This window comes from Zobellia laminariae (genome assembly GCF_030553095.1).
GTDB classification, from domain to species: Bacteria; Bacteroidota; Bacteroidia; order Flavobacteriales; family Flavobacteriaceae; genus Zobellia; species Zobellia laminariae.
Genome location: NZ_CP130738.1, coordinates 3,024,132 through 3,041,287, shown reverse-complemented (window position 1 = coordinate 3,041,287; position 17,156 = coordinate 3,024,132). Strand labels below are relative to the sequence as shown.

The following is a 17,156-nucleotide window of genomic DNA, read 5'->3' as shown; positions in this document are numbered from 1 at the left end:
TCAACGGATTACAATTAAACTTTAACGTCCTTTTTTCTGGTTAGGAAAACGCATACGATAATCTGCTCTAATATTTCCCTTAGAAATGTTGTTCAACCTGCTTTTAAGTAAGCGTTTTTTTAAGGGCGAAAGTTTGTCCGTAAAAAAATACCTTCAATATGGTCATATTCATGTTGAATAACCCTTGCCAAAAGACCATCATAGGTTTCCGTATATTCTTTAAAATTCTCGTCTACGTAAGTAATTGTAACGGTATCTTTTCTTTTAATGTCCTCGTGGATGTCCGGTATACTAAGACAACCTTCGCTAAAAGGCCACTCTTCACCTGTTTCTTCCTCAATATAGGCATTGATGAATACCTTTTTAAAACCGTCCAGTTTCTTTTGATCTTCTTCAGAAAGGTCTTCGTCTTTAGAAAAAGGGGTAGTATCTACCAAGAAGAGACGCACTGGCAGTCCAATTTGGGGAGCCGCCAAACCAACTCCATTGGCATTATACATGGTCTCCCACATATTTTCAATCAATTCTTTTAACTTAGGATGCTCTTTAGGTAAGTCAGTACCTACCTTTCGCAGTACGGGATCGCCATAGGCGATAATTGGTAATATCATCTAAATTTTATTTAAATAGGCTTGAAGAATAATCGTAGCACTAATTTCATCTACCAGTGCTTTATCTCTTCGCTTTTTCTTTTTTAGACCGCTATCTATCATAGTCTGAAACGCCATTTTTGAGGTGAAACGCTCATCATGACGTTCTACAGGTATATGAGGGAAAACTTTTTTTAGTCGATTTAAAAACGGTGCTATTAAAGCTTCCGACTCACTTGGAGTGTTATCCATTTGGCGCGGTTCACCAACAATGAATTTCTGTACATTTTCCTTTTCCGTGTACTCTTTCAAAAAATCTATCAGCTCAAAAGTACGGACAGTGGTCAAACCTGATGCTATTAACTGTAACTCATCTGTAATGGCAATTCCTGTTCTCTTCTTTCCATAATCTAACGCCAACAATCTTCCCAATACGAATTTATTTTTTTGCAAAAATAACCTATAAATTGTTATAACCGTAAAATTGAAACCCCAAATCATATTTGACTCTTATATTTGTACTTGAATGAGAAGGAGTACAAAAAACATCATTTGTACCAGAAAAATAATCATACGATTAGAATACATCGCACTATTGGCGCTGTACATAACACTATAATTGAATAGAAAAATGACCGAGTTAAGAAAGACCATAGAAAATGCATGGGAAAACAGAGAACTTCTAAAAGAAGCTGCTACTCAAGAAGCCATAAGAGAAGTTATAAACTTATTAGACCTAGGTAAATTGCGCTGTGCTGAACCAACTGAAAACGGTTGGCAGATCAACGAATGGGTAAAGAAAGGTGTTGTGCTTTATTTCCCTATTCAAAAAATGGAAACACTTGAAGCCGGTATTTTTGAATATCATGATAAAATTCCTTTAAAACGAGGTTATAAAGAAAAAGGAATCCGTGTGGTACCTAATGCCGTTGCACGTCACGGTGCTTATATTTCTGCTGGTACTATTTTAATGCCTAGCTACGTAAATATAGGAGCTTATGTAGATGAAGGAACCATGGTAGATACATGGGCAACTGTAGGAAGTTGTGCGCAAATAGGTAAAAATGTTCACTTAAGTGGTGGTGTAGGAATTGGAGGCGTACTTGAGCCATTACAAGCAGCCCCCGTTATTATTGAAGATAATGCATTTATTGGCTCTAGATGTATAGTTGTAGAAGGTGTACGAGTTGAGAAAGAAGCTGTTTTAGGTGCCAATGTTGTACTTACCGCATCAACCAAAATTATAGATGTTACTGGAGATGAACCAATTGAAACTAAAGGTAGGGTTCCTGCACGTTCAGTTGTTATACCAGGAGTTATACAAAGAAATTTCCAGCCGGTGAGTTTCAGGTGCCATGCGCTTTGATCATCGGAACAAGAAAAGAGAGTACAAATAAGAAGACCTCTCTAAACGATGCTTTACGTGAATATGACGTGGCTGTTTAAATTTTGTAGGAATTTTATTGGTTTGTATACTTTTTTATAGCTTTTATAGTTATAGTTTTGTTAATCGAAAGCACAGCTCTATACATTTACCAGTTTATGAACAGCCCTAGCGAAAAAATTTCAGCATTAATAATCACCTATAATGAGATTGGGTACATTGAAAAATGTATTGAATCTATGGTATTTGCAGATGAAATTATTGTGGTTGATTCGTACAGTACAGACGGTACTTTTGAGTATCTAGAAAATCATCCAAAGGTTAAAGTTATTCAACGACCTTTTGAAAATTTCACTGATCAGAAGTCTTTTGCCTTGCGCCAAGCTTCAAATGATTGGGTTCTTTTTCTAGATGCAGATGAAGTTTTGACACCAAAACTTCAAAATGAAATTCAGCATACAATTAATAGTGGCACAAAGAAAAATGCCTTTTGGTTCTACAGAACGTTCATGTTCAAAGACGAAAAGGTATTTTTCAGCGGCTGCCAAACCGATAAGAACTACCGTCTTTTCAGAAAAAGTAAGGTTGCTTTTGCTAAAGACAAAATTGTACACGAAACCCTTAATGTTATTGGGGAATCTGGTACTTTAAAAACTAAATTAATTCATTATTCGTATAAAGATTATTCCGATTTTAAAGGAAAAATATTGAAGTACGGAAGAATGAAGGCAATTGAATCACTTCGTAAAGGCAGAAGATTTTCCTACGCCAAACTGGTGATTAAGCCTATTTGGAAGTTTTTCAACCGTTACATAATTCGCCTTGGCTTACTTGACGGCTTTAAAGGACTTGTTCTTTCTTACATTCACGCTCGTGGTGTAGTAGAACATTATAAGGCCCTAAAAGCTCTAGAAACAGAAACTAGAACCTCAACAGCACCCATCAGTACAATTTTAGAAAGAGCTGCTTAGTTTGTTTTCATATCTTATCTTACCCTTTACTAGACCATTATAAATAATCACTTTTTATATTTGGTATCAGCTACACCCCTATATTTCTTAATTTATAGCAACAATTTTCTTTTGATCGATTTGTATGCTTATTTTTACCCTTTCGCGGAAAAAAGGCATGAAAGGTAAACCAAAACTCACCATAATCATATCATATTACAAGGCTCTGGAGAATCTAAAACTGATTCTTAAAGCACTTGGCGAACAGAGTTTTAAGAACTTTGAGGTTATTGTTTCCGAAGATGACAACAATCCTGAAACAGTAGGATTTATAACTACTAATAAAGACCACTACCCTTTCCCTATTCAGCACTTAAATCAAAAAGAAGATTTGGGTTTTCGTAAGAATATGATGCTAAATCTTTCTATTAAAGCTTCTAATTCTGATTTTTTAGTTTTTATAGATGGCGACTGTGTTCCTCATAAACATTTTGCTAAACAATATGCTGATAAAGCCGAAATAGACTATATCCTTTGGGGACGACGAGTAATGCTCGGCCAGAAAAAATCTATGCAAATTCTAAAAAATAAATCCCTATCCGGACTTGATCTCTTTTCACTTGCCAACTCAGACAGCGAAAAACTTAAAGATGCTATTTACTCTCCAAATCTAAGTCTCTCATTGAAAGAAAAAGGACTAAAAGGCTGCAACTGGGGTATTTACAAAGAACACTTAGTTGCTGTAAATGGTTTTGACGAAGATTACATAAGAGCGGGGGTTGGCGAAGATGACGATATAGAATGGCGCTTAAAGGAAAACGGACTTCATAAAAAGTCGATGAAAAACAAAGCTATTGTTTATCATTTACATCATGAAAGAAGCTATGCCGATGAAGGAGTCAGAAAGAATAATGAACTCTTAGAACAAAAGAAAAAAGCTAACCATATAAAATGTCTTCACGGTCTGGATAGTTTAGATTAATCAACTATACACCGCAAAGCACTCAATAAACCTAAAAGCGCTACTTTAGCTACCCGATCAAACAGAACTTAAAAATGAGAATTGGTTTCGAAGCAAAAAGAGTTTTCCATAACAATACCGGTCTCGGTAATTACGGACGGGATGTTATCCGAATTCTTAAGAAATTCACCCCAATAGATCAGTTTTATCTATACACTACATCTGTTTCATCTCAAAAAAGATTTGATTCCTTTGACAAAATTGTTATAAAATTACCCGAAAGTGGAATTTGGAAAAAATTGTCTTCTATTTGGCGCTTAGGACCTGTGGCTAATCAGATTAAAAAAGATGAAATCAATCTATATCATGGCCTTTCGGGAGAAATACCATCTGGGTTAAAATCAAGAGGTATACCAACCATTGTTACTGTTCACGATCTTATTTTCTTTAGCCACCCTCATTATTACTCATTTTTTGATAGAATTATTTATTCGATAAAATCGAAACACGCAGCAAAAAATGCGAACAAAATAATTGCAATTAGTGAACAGACCAAACGAGATGTTATAAAATATTTAAAAGCAGAAGACTCCAAAATTGAAGTTGTTTATCAAGGTTGTAACAAAGCTTTTAAGCAAGAATATCCGCAATCAGAAAAAGATAAAGTTCGAGAAAAATATAGCTTACCTGAACAGTATATACTAAACGTAGGCACCCTTCAAGAGCGAAAAAATGCATTACTTATTGTAAAAGCTATTAAGGGTACGGACTATAATCTGGTATTAGTAGGCGGTGAAAAGAAATATGCTCAAAAAATACATTCTTACATCAGAGAAAATAACCTTGAAAATCAAGTTTCGTTTTTAAAAAATGTTTCTGTTAATGAGCTTGCTGTCATCTATAAAATGGCAACTATTTTTTGTTATCCCTCGCTTTGTGAGGGGTTTGGAATACCTATTATTGAGGCGTTGTTCAGTAAAACTCCTGTAATTACTTCGCAAGGAAATTGTTTTCCTGAAGCAGGTGGACCTAATTCTGTTTACATAGATCCATCTAGTGAAGAAGCCTTACGAGAGGCTTTCTCAAAACTTTATTACAACGCAGATGAGAGAAAACGTATAGCTGATTTAGGCTATACCTATGTACAGCGTTTTTCTGATGAAGAAGTAGCAAAAAATTTATTCAAGGTTTATAAATCTATGCTTTAATGAAAACTATCTGTTTCTTTAATAGTGTAGAAAATTGGGGCGGTGGCGAAAAATGGCATTTTGACACCAGCCTGTATATGCATAAAAAAGGGCATCAAGTTCTTGTTATCGCCCATAAAAAAGTGAACTTCTAAACAGATTAAAAGGCACAGGGGTTCCTACTATAGGTCTAAAAGTTGGTAATCTTAGCTTCTTGAACCATACTAAAATCGATAAAATAAAGAACATTCTGATAGAGCACCAAGTAGGTTGCATTATCATTAATCTTTCTCGTGATTTAAAATTAGCCGGACTTGCCGCAAAAAAAGCGGGTACTGAAAAAATTATTTACAGAAGAGGTAGTGCCATACCTATTAAAGATTCTGTTCTTAATCGCTATTACTTTAAAAACGTAGTAACTCATATTTTAGCTAATTCAGAAGCTACTAAAAATACGGTTCTATCAAATAACCCAACCCTGTTTCCAAAAGAAAATATCACCGTGATTTACAACGGTATTGATATAGACGGATTTCTTAGCAAGGAGGTAAAACCCCTATACCGTTCCATTAACAAAAATGAGGTTGTATTGGTCAATTTAGGCAGATTAGAAGCCCAAAAAAATCAACAGTTCTTAATTCTACTGGCTAGTGAACTTAAAAAACGACAAGTCCCTTTTAAATTATTGATAGGTGGTGAAGGCCGATTAAAGGAAGCTTTACAACAACAAGCAAAGGAATTGAATGTTTCTGAAGATGTTCTTTTCTTGGGATTTATTGAAGAGCCTAAAAACTTTATAGTTTCTGGCGATATTTTTCTTCTTTCCTCCTTATGGGAAGGCTTTGGATATGTACTAGCAGAAGCTGCACTTTGTAAAAAACCTGTCGTAGCTTTTGACACAAGTAGTAATCCTGAAATTGTAATACAGGAAAAAACAGGATACTTAACCAAAGTAAATGACGTAGAATCTTTTGCGGATAAGGTTGAGAAACTGATAACAAATCCCGGCCTACGAGAGCAAATGGGCCATAAGAGGTTTTGAATATGCTCAAAAAGCATTTAATGCGAACACCATTCTTAAAAAAATTGAAAATTACCTGACTGCTAAAAAGCCAAAAACAAATAATATTACAGCTTTATTAATTACGTATAACGAGATTGAACATATAGATGCCGTTTTAGAAAATATAGATTTTGCAGACGAAATTATAGTTGTAGATTCATTTAGTACGGATGGAACTGTAGAACGAATAAAAGCACATTCAGGAGTGAAATTTATTCAAAGGGAATTCAAAAACTACACTGACCAGAAGGCTTATGCCATGGAACAAGCGTCAAACGATTGGATACTCTTTTTGGATGCTGATGAAAGGCTAACCCCCGAATTACGGAAGGAAGTCATTGAAACAGTAAACACAAACAACGAGGAGATTTCCGCGTACTACTTCTACAGAACTTTCATGTTTAAAAAGGAAGAATTGCGTTACAGCGGTTGGCAAAGCGATAAGAACTACCGTCTTTTCAAGAAAAGTAAAGTCAACTTTACTAAAGATCGTATTGTTCATGAAACCTTAGTTGTTAATGGCAAATCAGATGTTTTAAAACATAGGCTTATCCATTATTCTTATAAAAATTACGAAGACTACAAAAGTAAGATGGTCAAGTACGGTCAGATGAAGGCTATAGAAGAACTTCCTAAAAATTATAGTCCCAATGCCTATCACTTCATTGTTAGACCTTCATACAAATTTATAAACCATTACATTTTAAGGCTTGGTATTCTAGATGGAAAAAAAGGTCTTATCATCTGTTATCTGAATGCTCTTGGAGTTTATTCACGCTACAAAGAACTAAAACGCCTTAGAAAACAGCACTAATTTTTTTATATGCAAAATCTTAATAAAGAAATCAACAAGTGCATAGAGGTACTACAAAATGGAGGACTCATCCTCTACCCTACGGATACCGTATGGGGTATTGGTTGTGATGCAACTAATGAAGCCGCGGTTAAAAAAGTTTATGAGTTAAAACAAAGAGAAGACAGCAAAGCCCTTATATGTTTGGTTGCCAATGACGCAATGTTAGAGCGTACGATTGAAGAGGTCCCTGAAGTGGCTTACGATATTATAGACCTTTCTACAAAACCTACGACTATAATTTACGACAAGCCTAAAGGCGTTGCAAAAAATCTGGTTGCCAAAGACAATACCTTGGGTGTTAGGGTCGCATCGGATAAATTTTGCCGATACCTTATCAATAAATTCAAAAAACCTATAGTTTCCACTTCTTCTAATATTTCGGGAAAACCAACTCCCAAAAGTTTTGATGAAATAGACGCGGTTATTTTAAAAGGTGTAGACTATGTGGTAAATTTGCAGCCCGAACAAAAATCCGGAGTACCTTCAGCTATTATAAAACTGAGTAACGATGGTACAGTTAAGATTATACGGCAGTAATTTATAATGAAATACATATTTAGGTTTTTATAGAATGAAAAAAATCTACAACCTAAAGTCTAAAAATTAAACCTTTGAACCATACACAAGCGCTTTCCAACCCTATTTTTAAAATCGTTTCACAAGCTGCGGATGAACTTGGGGTAGATTGTTATGTAATTGGTGGGTTCGTCAGGGATTACCTGCTAGAAAGAGGAACACATAAAGATATAGACATTGTAGCTATTGGAAGTGGCATAGAACTGGCAAAAAAAGTAGCCTCTTTACTCAAGGGAAAACCGAAAGTTAGTGTTTTTAAAAATTTTGGTACCGCTATGTTACGCCATGACGATATTGAATTAGAGTTTGTTGGTGCTCGTAAGGAAAGTTACCACAGAGATAGTCGGAAACCGGTAGTTGAGGATGGAACTTTGGCAGACGACCAAAACCGACGCGATTTTACCATCAACGCTTTAGCTATATCACTAAGTTCTAGTAATTACGGAGAACTGCTAGACCCTTTTGATGGTGTTTCGGATTTAGAGAACAAAATTATTCGCACGCCTCTTGAGCCAGGAATTACGTATTCGGATGACCCGTTGCGTATGATGCGCGCCATTCGTTTTGCTACCCAACTAAATTTCACGATTGAGGAGGCCTCTTTACAAGCTATTACAGATAATAAAGACCGTATTAGAATTATCTCCAAAGAGCGTATTGTAGATGAACTAAATAAAATTTTGGAGAGCAGTGTTCCTTCCTTAGGGTTTTCTCTACTCAATAAAACGGGCCTTCTGCCTTATATATTACCAGAGTTGGTTGCCTTGCAGGGTATAGAAGAAATTGAAGGACAACGCCACAAAGATAATTTTTGGCATACATTAGAAGTAGTTGATAACATTTCGGAAACCACAGATAACCTATGGTTGCGTTGGGCAGCATTACTGCACGATATTGGTAAAGCACCGACTAAAAAATTCCACAAAAAAATTGGATGGACATTTCATGGACATGAATTTGTTGGTTCCAAAATGGTGTACAAGCTTTTTAAGCGACTCCGAATGCCATTGAACGATAAGATGAAGTTTGTTCAGAAAATGGTATTAATGAGTTCTAGGCCTATTGTTCTCTCCGAAGATTATGCTACAGATTCTGCGGTACGACGTCTAGTTTTTGATGCAGGAGAAAATGTTGAAGACTTAATGACCCTCTGTGAGGCAGATATCACCACAAAAAATCCAAAAAAACAGAGAAAATACAAGAACAACTTTAAAGTTGTTCGTCAGAAAATCATTGAAGTAGAAGAGCGAGATAGCATTCGTAAGTTCCAGCCTCCAGTAAGTGGCGAAGAAATCATGGAAACTTTCAACTTAAAACCTTCAAAAGAAATAGGTATTATCAAAGAAGCCATTAAAGAGGCAATTTTAGAAGGAGAAATTCCCAATGAATATGAAGCGGCAAAAGAATTTATGCTAAGAAAAGGAAAAGCAATTGGTCTTACACCGTCCTAAATTCAGCATATTAGGGTACTTCTTTATATCAAAAAAAGATACCAAGCTATTTTAACAATAGACCTCATTTTCTAACGTTTTACTGTTGAGACACAATGAAAGGACAATCGCATCGTTCAAGTGATTTTATTTATCAACGACATATTTACCAATTGTACCGATTTATTTTGGTAGTCAACGATAAGAATAGTCACAAATGATAAAAATAGATACCTTTACATAGGCAGATTCAAGATTGTCCCCCTTTTTATCCAATTAAAAAGTCATGAAAAAATTCCTCCTGATTGCACTCATTACCACTACTACAATAGGTGGCCTTAGAGCTCAACAAGATGCCCAGTATACACAATACATGTACAACCCAATGCCCATTAACCCAGCATATGCAGGTTCCCGTGGTGTTTTTAGTATAGCGGCATTACACCGCTCGCAATGGGTTGGTGTACAAGGTGCCCCAACAACACAAACACTTAATTTTCACACACCAGTCTCGGACAGAGTAGGTGTTGGTCTTTCTATCGTAAATGATGATATAGGAAACGGAACAAGTCAAGAAACTTATTTTGATGGTGTTTTTTCCTATACCGTTCCTCTTTCAAGAGAAGCTAAACTTGCATTTGGTTTAAAGGCTAGTGCACACGTGTTGAACCTAGATTTTAGCAAACTTGCTAACTACCAAGATGAAACTTCTGGCACTGGTCTAACTAATATTGATAACAAGCTTTCTCCTAACTTTGGTGCAGGTGTTTACTATTACAATGAGCGATTTTATGTAGGTCTATCCGTTCCTAATTTCTTGGCAACCAAGCATTTTGATGGTGATGCATCTAGTTCTTCTTTTTTAGCAAAGGAACGTATGAACTTTTATTTGATGACAGGATATGTTTATGACCTTAATCAAAGATGGCAATTTAAACCAACGTTACTGGTAAAAGCAGTAAATGGAGCCCCTTTACAGGTGGATGTTTCAGCTAATTTCATGTTCAGAAATAAATTTATTTTAGGAGCCGGTTATAGGTGGGATGCTGCTCTTAGTGCTCTCTTTGGATTTCAAGCTTCAGACCAAATATTATTAGGGTTAGCTTACGATAGAGAGGTTACTGAACTTGGTGGTTCGCGATTCAATGACGGCCATTTGAAGTAATTTTAAGGTATGAATTTCGCTCACGTCGCAGAAGAAGTATAGCACCAAGATTCTTTTAAGCTTCAGACTATTTTACTCCCGCTCTAACTCCATTTTTTGTGGTGGTTTAAACTCGTTCTCTCCTTTTTTCATTTCGGGTTTGGCCTAAATCACCCAAAAAAACAATTTTACGACTAAGTTATCCTACACATTAAGGGGTCTATACATCTAGTTTTTTACACTATACAACATATAGTTTGCAAGGTCTCGTGACCTAATTAAATTTACGCCACAACTTTGTAGGTCTTTTTTTACAATAGCTATAAACGGCTATTCTAAAGACTTTATAAAATACATTCCCAATTGGCGAATCGTTTTAAAAAAATTTTCGGGGCATTTCTCTTAGTATTATTAGCCCAGGTGGCAAACGCTCAGCAAACCACAAATTGGACATCGGTATCATCCACAGTATGGGAGTCGGTTACCAATGATGGTTTGGTTCGCGTTCAATGTACCGTATCCGGGGCTGTATCAATTTCAGGACCTGAAACAATGGGTTGTACCAGTGCTGCAACCTATAGCGATCCTGCAGTTTTTGGAAGTCCCTCTTTAGAGGTTTCTGCTAGTTCATCAAACTCAGGAAATTTGAGTTTTTATTTTTTTGACGCCGTAACTGATAATCCGGTTTACATTGTAAATCCAATTTTACATGCTGACAAAGTGGGTACTTTCACACTAATTCCTATTCTCGGAGGCGGCGCGGCCACTGGCAATTTCAACATTACCAACGGTACATGGTCGGAACTAAGTTCCAATGGAACTATATTTCAATCTACATCAACCCTTTTCAATATTGACGATAGTGCGCTACTGGCCAGTTCCGGGGGTGAATGCGGTAATGGAGTTAGTGACGGAGCAGGTGGAGGCAGTTTACGTGTTAACAATGTAACTCAGTCAATCCAAATGGATGTAGACGTAACAGGTGGCTTACTTAGCCTCCTAGGGTTAGGGTCAACCGTCGATGAAGTAGAGTTTATTCTAACAGATATAGTAATTGCAGAACCTGAAATTGAAGCAACCAAAACAGTTGTTGAAAATTTTTCGGACCCTGTTAGTATTGGGGATATTATAGATTACACAATAACCGTAGAAAACACAGGGAACGTTACTTTAGATAATATTGACCTAACAGATACTTTTACCGATATAGATTCAAACAATCTAACTTTAACAAACTCCCCTACTTTTAGTAGTTCCTCTTTAAGCTCGCTTGAAGGCACACTCCTTCCTACTGAAACAGCAACCTATTTAGCAAGCTTTTCAATAACTGCACCTGTATTGGAAACAGGAGGAGTTATTAATCAAATAAGTGTTCTTGCTGATAGTCCATACGGAACGGATGACGTAGATGATATTTCTGATAATGGTGTTGATACCGACGGAAATATAGAAGATGACGCTACTATAAGTTATTTTCCTACGACCGAGGACGATACAGTTGACATATGTGAAGAAGGGACAGTTGATATTTATATGCTCACAAATGATAATTTTGGAGGAAACGGACCTTCATCTGGAAGCATATTTATTGTTAGTCCACCTAGCTCTGGAACTGCTTTAGTTAATAATAACACAACCCCGTCCAATCCTGTTGATGATTATATAACCTATTCTTCAGCCCTCGGATATACAGGTTCAGATAGCTTTATTTATGGTATAACAGATAGTAAAGGATATACCCAACATGGAACAGTATCGATTACGGAAACCGCGGCACCGAATGCAGGAACCGATGGAACATTAATTATCTGCGCAGGAACAACCGTAACAGAAACGCAGCTTTTTAACGAACTCGGTGGCACACCCGATTCCGGCGGAACTTGGACTCCTACTCTTGCCGGTGCAGGGACCTATACTTATACAGTAGCGGCAACAGCTCCGTGTACAACTGACTCGACATCGGAAATAATCGTATCCGAACAAGCAGCACCGAATGCGGGAACCGATGGAACATTGACCATTTGCGCAGGAACTACAGTAACAGAAACGCAGCTCTTTAATGAACTTGGTGGCACGCCCGATTCCGGGGGAAATTGGACTCCTATTCTTGCGGGTGCAGGAACTTATACCTATACCGTAGCGGCAACTTTACCGTGTACCGTTGATAGTACTTCCGAGGTAGTCGTTTCCGAACAAGCAGCACCGAATGCGGGAACCAATGGAACCTTGACCATTTGCGCAGGAACTACGGTAACAGAAACTCTGCTTTTTAATGAACTCGGTGGCACACCCGATTCCGGGGGAACTTGGTCTCCAACAATGGCTGGCGCAGGAACATACACCTATACCGTAACCGCTACTTTACCTTGTACCGTTGATAGTATTTCCGAGGTAGTCGTTTCCGAACAAGCAGCACCGAATGCGGGAACCGATGGAACATTGACCATATGTCAAGGTGCAACAGTAACAGAAGCTCAGCTTTTTAATGAACTCGGTGGCACACCCGATTCCGGGGGAACTTGGTCTCCTATTCTTGCGGGTGCAGGGACCTATACTTATACAGTAGCGGCAACTTCGCCATGTACTGTCGATAATACTTCCGAGGTAGTCGTCTCCGAACAAGCAACACCGAATGCGGGAACCGATGGTACATTGACCATTTGCGCAGGAACTACCGTAACGGAAACGCAGCTCTTTAATGAACTCGGTGGAACACCCGATTCCGGGGGTACTTGGACTCCTACTCTTGCGGGTGCAGGGACCTATACTTATACCGTAACCGCAACTTCGCCATGTACTGTCGATAGTACTTCCGAAATAGTCGTTTCCGAACAAGCAACTCCGAATGCGGGAACCGATGGAACCTTGACCATTTGCGCAGGAACTACCGTAACGGAAACGCAGCTTTTTAATGAACTCGGTGGTACACCCGATTCTGGCGGAACTTGGACTCCTACTCTTGCGGGTGCAGGGACCTATACTTATACAGTAACGGCTACTTCGCCATGTACTGTCGATAATACTTCCGAAATAGTCGTTTCCGAACAAGCAGCACCGAATGCTGGAACCGATGGAACCTTGACCATTTGCGCAGGAACTACCGTAACGGAAACGCAGCTTTTTAATGAACTCGGTGGTACACCCGATTCTGGCGGAACTTGGACTCCTACTCTTGCGGGTGCAGGGACCTATACCTATACCGTAGCGGCTACTTTACCATGTACTGTCGATAATACTTCCGAGGTAGTCGTCTCCGAACAAGCAACACCGAATGCAGGAACCGATGGTACATTGACCATATGTCAAGGTGCAACAGTAAACGAAACGCAGCTTTTTAATGAACTCGGTGGAACACCTGATTCTGGTGGAACTTGGACTCCTACTCTTGCGGGTACAGGAACATACACCTATACCGTAACGGCAATTTCGCCTTGTACCATAAATGATATCTCAGAAGTAGTTGTAACAGAACTAGTAAACCCGAGTGCAGGTACCGATGGAACATTGACCATATGTCAAGGTGCAACAGTAAACGAAACGCAGCTTTTTAATGAACTCGGTGGAACACCCGATTCTGGTGGAACTTGGTCTCCAACAATGGCTGGCGCAGGAACATACACCTATATCGTAACGGCAATTTCGCCTTGTACCGGAAATGATACCTCAGAAGTAGTTGTAACAGAACTAGTAAACCCGAGTGCAGGTACCGATGGTTCTTTGACCGTTTGTGAAGGCACTATCGTAACAGAAAGTCAACTTTTTAATGAGCTTGGTGGAAGTCCGGACCCTGGGGAAGTTGGACACCTGCCCTTGCGAGTTCTGGAACATATACCTATACGGTAACTTCCTCGTGTACTGGAGATGACACCTCCCAAGTTATTGTTACAGAGCAAGTATTACCTAATGCTGGTACCGATGGAACATTGACCATATGTGAAGGAACTACCGTTACCGAAACACAACTATTTGATGAACTTGGCGGCTCCCCAAATCCTGGTGGAAACTGGACGCCCACTCTTGCTGGTGCAGGAACATACACCTATACCGTTGTAGCGACTTCTGCATGTACTGTAGATGGCACCTCGGAAGTGGTCGTAACAGAAGAACCGACTGCAAATGCTGGTATTGATGGAACATTGACCATTTGTGAAGGAACTACTGTTACTGAAGCACAACTATTTAATGAACTAGGTGGAACACCCGATTCTGGTGGAACATGGTCACTAACAATGGCTGGAGCAGGAACATACACCTATACCGTAATGGCAACTTCGCCATGTACAGCAAATGATACTTCGGAAGTTGTGGTAACAGAACAAGTAAATCCGAATGCAGGTTCTGATGGTTCTTTGACCATTTGTGAAGGCACAACTGTTACTGAAAGTCAACTTTTCGCAGAACTTGGTAACACTCCTGACTCAGGGGGAACATGGTTACCAGCAATGGCAGGCGCAGGAACATACACCTATACCGTAATGGCAATTTCGCCATGTGTCATTGATGATACTTCAGAGGTGATAGTTACTGAACAGGTATTACCTAACGCGGGAACCGATGGAATCTTGACCATATGCGAAAGAGAGACCGTAAACGAAGCTCAGCTGTTTGCTCAACTAGGCGGAACACCAGATTCAGGAGGAACTTGGTCTCCGGTTATGGCTGGTGCTGGAACGTACACTTATACAATAGCTGCAATTTTGCCATGTGCCATTGATGATACTTCAGAGGTGGTAGTCTCCGAACAGGCATTGCCTAGTGCGGGCACCGATGGAACACTGACCATATGCGCAGGCGAAAACGTAAACGAAACACAGCTATTTGCTCAACTCGGCGGAACACCAGATTCAGGTGGAACATGGACGCCTACGATGGCCGGGGCAGGAACGTACACTTATACAATAGCAGCAATTATGCCGTGTGCCATTGATGATACTTCAGAGGTGGTAGTCTCCGAACAGGCATTGCCTAACGCGGGAACCGATGGAACACTGACCATATGCGCAGGTGAGACCGTAAATGAAACGCAGCTATTTGCTCAACTCGGCGGAGCACCAGATTCAGGAGGAACCTGGTCACCTGTTATGGCTGGAGCTGGAACATATACCTATACCGTAACTGCAACTTCACCTTGTGCCATTGATGATATTTCAGAAGTGATTGTTACAGAGCAGGTACTACCAAATGCAGGTACAGACGGAACATTACAACTATGCGAAAGCAATACACTTACAGAAGCGCTGCTTTTTGCGGGACTTGGAGGCTCACCAGACCCTAATGGAAGCTGGACTCCTACCCTTGCGGGTGCAGGAACATATACTTATACCGTTTTAGCAACTTCGCCATGTAAAGGAAATGATACTTCTGAGGTTGTTGTAACCGAAGAAGCTGCGCCTAATGCTGGCATGGATGGAACATTGACCATTTGCGAAGGAATCACGGTAACGGAAACTCAACTTTTTGCTCAACTCGGTGGAGCACCAGATTCTGGTGGAAGCTGGACTCCGGCAATGGCAGGCGCAGGGACGTATACATATACCGTGATTGCAACTTCGCCTTGTACTGTAGATAGTACTTCAGAAGTAATCGTATCTGAACAACCAACCCCGAACGCAGGAACAGACGGAAGTTTGATTATTTGCACGGGCGAGACCGTAAACGAAACACAGCTATTTACCGAACTAGGTGGTACACCAAATTCTGGTGGAGTATGGACACCTACAATGGCTGGAGCAGGAACATATACTTATACCGTATCGGCAATCGCCCCATGTACTTTAGATGACACCTCCATAGTAATCGTATCTGAACAACCAATTCCAAATGCAGGAACGGACGGAACTTTGACAATTTGCAAAGGAACTATCGTAACAGAAACACAACTCTTTGATGAACTTAACGGAACTCCCGATACTGGCGGCGATTGGACACCTACTTTGGCTGGTGCAGGAACCTACACCTATACCGTAAAAGGTAATGTATGTTCAAACGCAATAGCGACCGTCACCGTTAATGAAGAAATTCAGCCGAATGCCGGAACTGATACAACGCTCACCATATGCCCAGGTTCCACTGTCACAGAAGCAGAACTTTTTTCCCTCTTAGGCACTGATAACACTAACGGTACGTGGAGTCCGAATCCTGAAGGAGCCAGTGCAGGTATATTTACCTATAGTATTCCTGGAAACCTATGTGGAGGCGGTTCAAATGCAACCGTTACGGTAACCGTTTCTAGTCTAGATTCTGATGGTGATACCATATTAGACTGCGATGAAATAATAGATGGTACCGATCCTTTTGACGACTGCGATTCCATTGGCGGAAAACCATTACTCAGCAGTGATTGTGATAATGACAAACTCACAGAAGAAGAGGAAGCTTTATTGGGTACAGATCCAATGAATCCCGATTCTGATGGTGATGGCGTAATAGACGGACAAGAAGTAACTGATAGTACTGACCCATTGGACAATTGCGATTTCCTATTGGAAAGCCAAACCCTTGCTCCAAGTAGAATTTGGAATGATGCGGACTGTGATATGGACAACCTGACAAATGAACAAGAAATAGACAGAGGAACCGACCCTACCAATCCTGATACCGACGGTGATACTATTAATGATGGCCAAGAAGTGATGGATAATACTGACCCACTTGACCCTTGTGATTCTATTGGTGGCACAGCACCGAACAATATTTCTTGTGAGTTATTTATTGAATTGGACCTTGTTAAACAAGGAGATATTTTAAACGGAAGTTTTAGGATAATTAATATTGATAGATACCCTGACCATCAGGTAGAGATATTTAATAGATGGGGGTTCTGGTTTGGGAGTCTTCTAAATATGATAACAACAATAATGCTTTTGAAGGGTTATCAAAAGGAAGAATTACCATTATAGAAAACCAAAAATTACCATCTGGTGTTTATTTCTATAAAATAAAATATGTAGCTAAGGATGAGGATAAAATGAAAGAAGGATACCTCTATCTACAAGATTAAACAGAGTAAGTAAAC

12 protein-coding genes and 3 pseudogenes are annotated in these 17,156 nt (G+C 39.3%); 13 read left to right on the top strand and 2 right to left on the bottom strand.

The window, feature by feature from the left end; translation table 11 throughout:
• Window positions 1-21 precede the first annotated feature (21 nt).
• Window positions 22-611: pseudogene (gene def, locus Q5W13_RS14560) on the bottom strand (peptide deformylase).
• Window positions 612-1,022, bottom strand: coding sequence for a Holliday junction resolvase RuvX (ruvX, locus tag Q5W13_RS14555; RefSeq protein WP_155595511.1), 411 nt, complete (start codon window positions 1,020-1,022; stop codon window positions 612-614).
• A 199-nt stretch (window positions 1,023-1,221) separates the two neighbouring features.
• Here ruvX and Q5W13_RS14550 point away from each other — a divergent pair.
• From Q5W13_RS14550 to Q5W13_RS25140, 13 genes and pseudogenes are all read left to right on the top strand, one after another.
• Window positions 1,222-2,036, top strand: a pseudogene (locus tag Q5W13_RS14550) (2,3,4,5-tetrahydropyridine-2,6-dicarboxylate N-succinyltransferase).
• A 96-nt stretch (window positions 2,037-2,132) separates the two neighbouring features.
• On the top strand, window positions 2,133-2,945 hold the full coding sequence (locus tag Q5W13_RS14545) for a glycosyltransferase family 2 protein (RefSeq protein ID WP_155594370.1): 813 nt from the start codon (window positions 2,133-2,135) through the stop codon (window positions 2,943-2,945).
• Window positions 2,946-3,102: 157 nt separating this feature from the next.
• Window positions 3,103-3,906 (top strand): glycosyltransferase, encoded by an 804-nt coding sequence (locus tag Q5W13_RS14540; protein ID WP_304443486.1) that lies wholly within the window; start codon window positions 3,103-3,105, stop codon window positions 3,904-3,906.
• Between the two features lie 74 nt (window positions 3,907-3,980).
• Window positions 3,981-5,093, top strand: a complete 1,113-nt coding sequence (locus tag Q5W13_RS14535; RefSeq protein ID WP_304443485.1) for a glycosyltransferase family 4 protein — start codon at window positions 3,981-3,983, stop codon at window positions 5,091-5,093.
• Window positions 5,093-5,227 (top strand): hypothetical protein, encoded by a 135-nt coding sequence (locus Q5W13_RS14530; protein WP_304443484.1) that lies wholly within the window; start codon window positions 5,093-5,095, stop codon window positions 5,225-5,227. The genes Q5W13_RS14535 and Q5W13_RS14530 overlap by 1 nt, the downstream gene beginning before the upstream one ends.
• Window positions 5,228-5,286: 59 nt before the next feature.
• Window positions 5,287-6,114 carry a glycosyltransferase gene (locus Q5W13_RS14525; protein ID WP_304443483.1) on the top strand — a complete coding sequence of 276 codons (828 nt, stop codon included), beginning with the start codon at window positions 5,287-5,289 and terminating at the stop codon, window positions 6,112-6,114.
• 31 nt (window positions 6,115-6,145) lie between these two features.
• Window positions 6,146-6,949 (top strand): glycosyltransferase family 2 protein, encoded by an 804-nt coding sequence (locus Q5W13_RS14520; RefSeq protein WP_368662565.1) that lies wholly within the window; start codon window positions 6,146-6,148, stop codon window positions 6,947-6,949.
• A 9-nt stretch (window positions 6,950-6,958) separates the two neighbouring features.
• Window positions 6,959-7,528, top strand: a complete 570-nt coding sequence (locus tag Q5W13_RS14515; RefSeq protein WP_304443482.1) for an L-threonylcarbamoyladenylate synthase — start codon at window positions 6,959-6,961, stop codon at window positions 7,526-7,528.
• A gap of 74 nt (window positions 7,529-7,602) precedes the next feature.
• Window positions 7,603-9,018, top strand: coding sequence for a CCA tRNA nucleotidyltransferase (locus Q5W13_RS14510; protein WP_438364164.1), 1,416 nt, complete (start codon window positions 7,603-7,605; stop codon window positions 9,016-9,018).
• A gap of 265 nt (window positions 9,019-9,283) precedes the next feature.
• Window positions 9,284-10,221, top strand: a pseudogene (locus tag Q5W13_RS14505) (PorP/SprF family type IX secretion system membrane protein).
• Between the two features lie 340 nt (window positions 10,222-10,561).
• Window positions 10,562-13,984, top strand: a complete 3,423-nt coding sequence (locus tag Q5W13_RS14500) for a beta strand repeat-containing protein (RefSeq protein WP_304443481.1) — start codon at window positions 10,562-10,564, stop codon at window positions 13,982-13,984.
• 80 nt (window positions 13,985-14,064) lie between these two features.
• A complete protein-coding gene (locus Q5W13_RS14495) occupies window positions 14,065-17,040 on the top strand; it encodes a hypothetical protein (RefSeq protein ID WP_304443480.1) in 2,976 nt (991 codons plus the stop codon).
• Window positions 16,953-17,141 carry a T9SS type B sorting domain-containing protein gene (locus tag Q5W13_RS25140; protein ID WP_368662260.1) on the top strand — a complete coding sequence of 63 codons (189 nt, stop codon included), beginning with the start codon at window positions 16,953-16,955 and terminating at the stop codon, window positions 17,139-17,141. Before Q5W13_RS14495 ends, Q5W13_RS25140 begins: the two co-directional genes overlap by 88 nt.
• Window positions 17,142-17,156 lie beyond the last annotated feature (15 nt).